This window comes from Streptomyces sp. WAC06614, assembly GCF_003949795.1.
Taxonomy (GTDB): domain Bacteria; phylum Actinomycetota; class Actinomycetes; order Streptomycetales; family Streptomycetaceae; genus Streptomyces.
Genome location: NZ_RPRY01000494.1, coordinates 1 through 3,644 on the forward strand (window position 1 = coordinate 1; position 3,644 = coordinate 3,644).

At 71.7% G+C, this 3,644-nt stretch carries 3 protein-coding genes; all 3 read right to left on the reverse strand.

The window, feature by feature from the left end:
• The coding region (locus EF918_RS33755) for a cytochrome P450 (protein WP_260610929.1) at positions 1 to 1,253 on the reverse strand (1,253 nt) is incomplete at its 3' end.
• A gap of 283 nt (positions 1,254 to 1,536) precedes the next feature.
• On the reverse strand, positions 1,537 to 2,244 hold the full coding sequence (locus tag EF918_RS33760; RefSeq protein WP_125652702.1) for a hypothetical protein: 708 nt from the start codon (positions 2,242 to 2,244) through the stop codon (positions 1,537 to 1,539).
• A 201-nt stretch (positions 2,245 to 2,445) separates the two neighbouring features.
• On the reverse strand, positions 2,446 to 3,441 hold the full coding sequence (locus tag EF918_RS33765; protein WP_185922051.1) for a hypothetical protein: 996 nt from the start codon (positions 3,439 to 3,441) through the stop codon (positions 2,446 to 2,448).
• Positions 3,442 to 3,644 lie beyond the last annotated feature (203 nt).

The following is a 3,644-nucleotide window of genomic DNA, read 5'->3' on the forward strand; positions in this document are numbered from 1 at the left end:
GTGGCGGTCATGGGGAGGTGGTCGGGGTGGACGTCGGCCCGTGCGACTTCCCTGACCGGGCGGCCGGGCAGGGAGGTCAGGTGCCAGTGGCGGCAGATGGTGGCCAGGGCGATGGTGATCTCCATGAGGGCGAGGGAGTCGCCGATGCATTTGTGGACGCCGGAGCCGAAGGGGATGTAGACGCCCTTGGGCAGGGCGTGGGCGGTTTCGGGGAGCCAGCGGTCGGGGTCGAAGCGGTACGGGTGGGGGAACCAGCGTGGGTCGTGGTGCAGGGCGTAGGCGGAGTAGACGACCTCGGTGCCGGCGGGGAGGGTGTGTGCGCCGAGGGTGACGGGGACGGTGGTGCGGCGCATGGCCAGCCACATCGCGTAGCGGCGCAGGGTTTCGGTGATGACGCGGCCGGTGTAGGTGAGGGCGGTGATGTTGGCGGGGGTGGCGGGGGCACCGTTGAGGGTGTGGTCGACCTCGGCGCGGAGCCGGTCGGCGATGTCGGGGTTGCGGCCCAGTTCGTGAAAGGTCCAGGCGAGGGTGGCGCCGGTGGTCTCGACGCCGGCGAGGGCCAGGTGCAGGACGTGGTCGCGGATCTTGGTGTCCGACCAGGGGCGGCCGTTGTCGTCGCGTTGGGCCGTGAGCATGTCGAGGAGGCCGGTCTCGTCGGCTCCACGGCGGCGACAGACGACGATGGCTTCCTCGACGGCGGCGCGGGTCGTGTCGATGGCGCGTTGGAAGGCGCGGTTGGCGGGCAGGGGCAGGCGCGCGCACCACTCGGGCAGGACGGCTCGGGTCATCAGGCCCTGGGAGAGGGTGGGGAGGTGCTGGTGGAAGACGCCCGTCAGCTCCTTCGAGGGGCGGTCCCCGAGCAGGCTGCGGACCAGGGAGGCCAGGGCGATCTCGGTGGCCATCCGGTCGACGTGGACGGTCTGGCCGGGCTTCCAGTGGGCGGTGACCTCTTCGGTGGCCTGGCGGATGCCCTCGGCGAAGCCGGTGATGTGCTCGCGGCGGAAGTGGGGCTGCAGGGCGCGGCGGTCTTGGAGGTGGGTCGTGCCGGAGGTGACGACCAGGCCCTGCTCGCCGCCGATCTGGCCGGCCTTCTCGAACAGACGGCCGCGCACGAAGTGGCGGGCCTGGGTGACCAGGACCTGGTGGACCAGGTCGGGGTGGGTGACGGCCTGAACGGGCAGGGGTCCCAGTCGGACCGGGACGACGTCGCCGTAGGAGGCCAGCTCGCACACGAAGCGCAAGGGTGAGCGCATCAGGGGCCAGGCGTGCCCGATGAACGGCAGGGCTGGTGGGCCGGGACGCCGGGGCCGGGATGCGGACGCGGACGCGGACGCGGAAGGGTGCGGGGTGGTGGATGTGCCCGGGGTCTTGCGGCTGGACGTCATGGTCGGGGCTTCCTCGAAAAAAGGGGGCGTCGTGGCGTGGCAGTGGTGGGAGGCGGCGGGCGCAGGGGGAACCGTCCGAGGACAGGGAGGGGCGTTTCCGCCGTGGACGGCACCGGCTTCGGTGCGGTCGTGGGCCAAGGTGGGATGCGGGTCAGGCCAGGAGGCGGCGGGCGATCGTGATGCCTTCGTCGGCGGCCGTGGACATTCCGGCGAACTGCTGGATGCTGCCGTCCGGGCGGCGCAGCAGCACCCTGGCCGCGGAGGGCTTGCTGGTGCGGGGGATGAGGTGACCGTTGCGGCGCACCAGGAGGTGCTTGACCACACTGACGGTCGGCACGGCCAGGGGGTCGTTGAAGTCGGCCAGGATGATGGCCTTCTGGCCCTCGCCCCGGAAGCGGCGGAACAGGTCGACCGCGACCACCGGGGCGGTGAGCAGGTGGCTGGGCGGGACGCGGCCGTGGTAGCAGTCCACGTGCTGGCTGTGGCCGCGCCCGATGGGGTCGAGGTGGTTCAGGGCGCGGTTGCAGGCGGGCATGAACATCCGGCACAGCCTCAGGTCCAGTTCACGGGTGTAGGAGGGGCGGCGCACGTCCTGGACCGGTGCGCCGTCGGCGTCGTGGCGTTCCAGCATCCGTACCAGCGCCAGGTTGGGCTGGCGGGGGTCGAAGACCTGGAAGACCGCCCACATCGAGGTGCCGGGCCTGTGGTGGGCCGGCCCGATCCTCGCCTCGAGGCTGAACACCTCCGAGGCGGTGTCGCCGGTCCACGCCGCGTACCCGCCGTGGGGTACCCGGTAGTGCTCGACGCGAGCGTCGAGGGCGGACAGTTCGTCGGCCGCGGCGGCAAGTGCGGTCTCCACTTGGTGCGCGGTCCGGGACGGCCACAGATCGGTCACGGGCATGAGGCGGGCACCCACTCACGGATGAGAAGACGGACAACGGGAACGGCAGGACGGCGACGGTCCCGGCAGGAGCCGGGTGGCCTCGGCCCCCGGTGAGCCGTCGGGCCGGCACGGGCGCCCGGCGGGGAAGGCGGCGAGGCTCGGGGACCGTGGCTGACCTCACGTACGGCGAATGCGCAAGTGGTGGCGGTCGCCGGATCGGGAGGTGGGGGCGGCATCGGTCATGGGCTGGCCGATCGCGTACCGGGTGGTGTGGTTGCTCCAGTGGTTGACGCCGCCGGTGAATTTCCTCAGCCCGTCGGCGTAGCGGTGGACGTGTTCGCGGTGGGCGGCGGGAAGGTCGCTGGCGTCGATGAGGTCGCTGGCGGCTTCGAGGTCGTCTGCTGCGGCGGCGGCCATGTCGGCTATCTCGTACAGGGTCTCCTGCACCGGCAGCTGGAGCTCGCGGGACAGCAGACGCACGAGGGTGCCCTCGGTGCGTCCCGCGAGGTACTCCTTGGTGAAGGAGCCGGCGTCGTTGTAGAGGAGGGCGTAGTCGGAGCAGGCGTTTTCCAGCTGGACGACCAGCGGGTGGCCGTAGACGTGGGAGGGGAGCTCGACGCCCGATATCCAGGCGATGAGCGCGAAGTAGACCGGCATCGCCGCCGAGCGACGCCGGTTGGCGACGTAGCCGGCAATGGTGGTGAACCCGCAGTGGTGGTCCTCGCGGGCGTGGACCTCGGCGCGGGAGGACGCCCCGTAGGCGTGCATCGCGGTCAGGAACCGGTGCGCATGGCCCTCGTGCAGGCCCTGGCTGCGCATGCGGGCGAAGAAGTCGTCGAACGGGGCGAGTTCGACGGTCCCCAGCGACTCCAGCACGGAGCACGCCTCCAGGCTGGTTTCGAGGGTGGTTCTGCGGTCCATGACGTCGTCCAGCCAGACGGCCCAGTGGTGGAAGTCGATCAGCGCGCGTAGCCGCGCCGGCTGGGCATCCGGGTAGACCCAGGAGACGAAGCCCCCCACGTCCTCCGCCAGGAGCCGTTCGTACTCGGCCCGCTCCAGCGGGACCGTCTCGCGCAGCCACCGGGCGCCGGCCTCAAGAGCGGCGATGTGGAAGTAGTTGCGCTGCACGGGGAACGGGCGCGGTCGTGCGGCCAGGTCGTGGCGCGGGGTCACCACCTCGCTGAGAAGGGTTCCGTCCCACAGCCGTATCCCCGTGGTACGGGTGCGGTAGTCGTCCGGGACGGGTACCGCACCTGGGCGAGGCAGGCCTCGATGAGCAAGGCGCCTGCCGCCTGCGGGAGGTCCTGACCGCCTCCGGTGCGCACGACGCGATCCGGCGGACGCTCCGAGAACGCTGCCACGCAGCGGTACGGGCC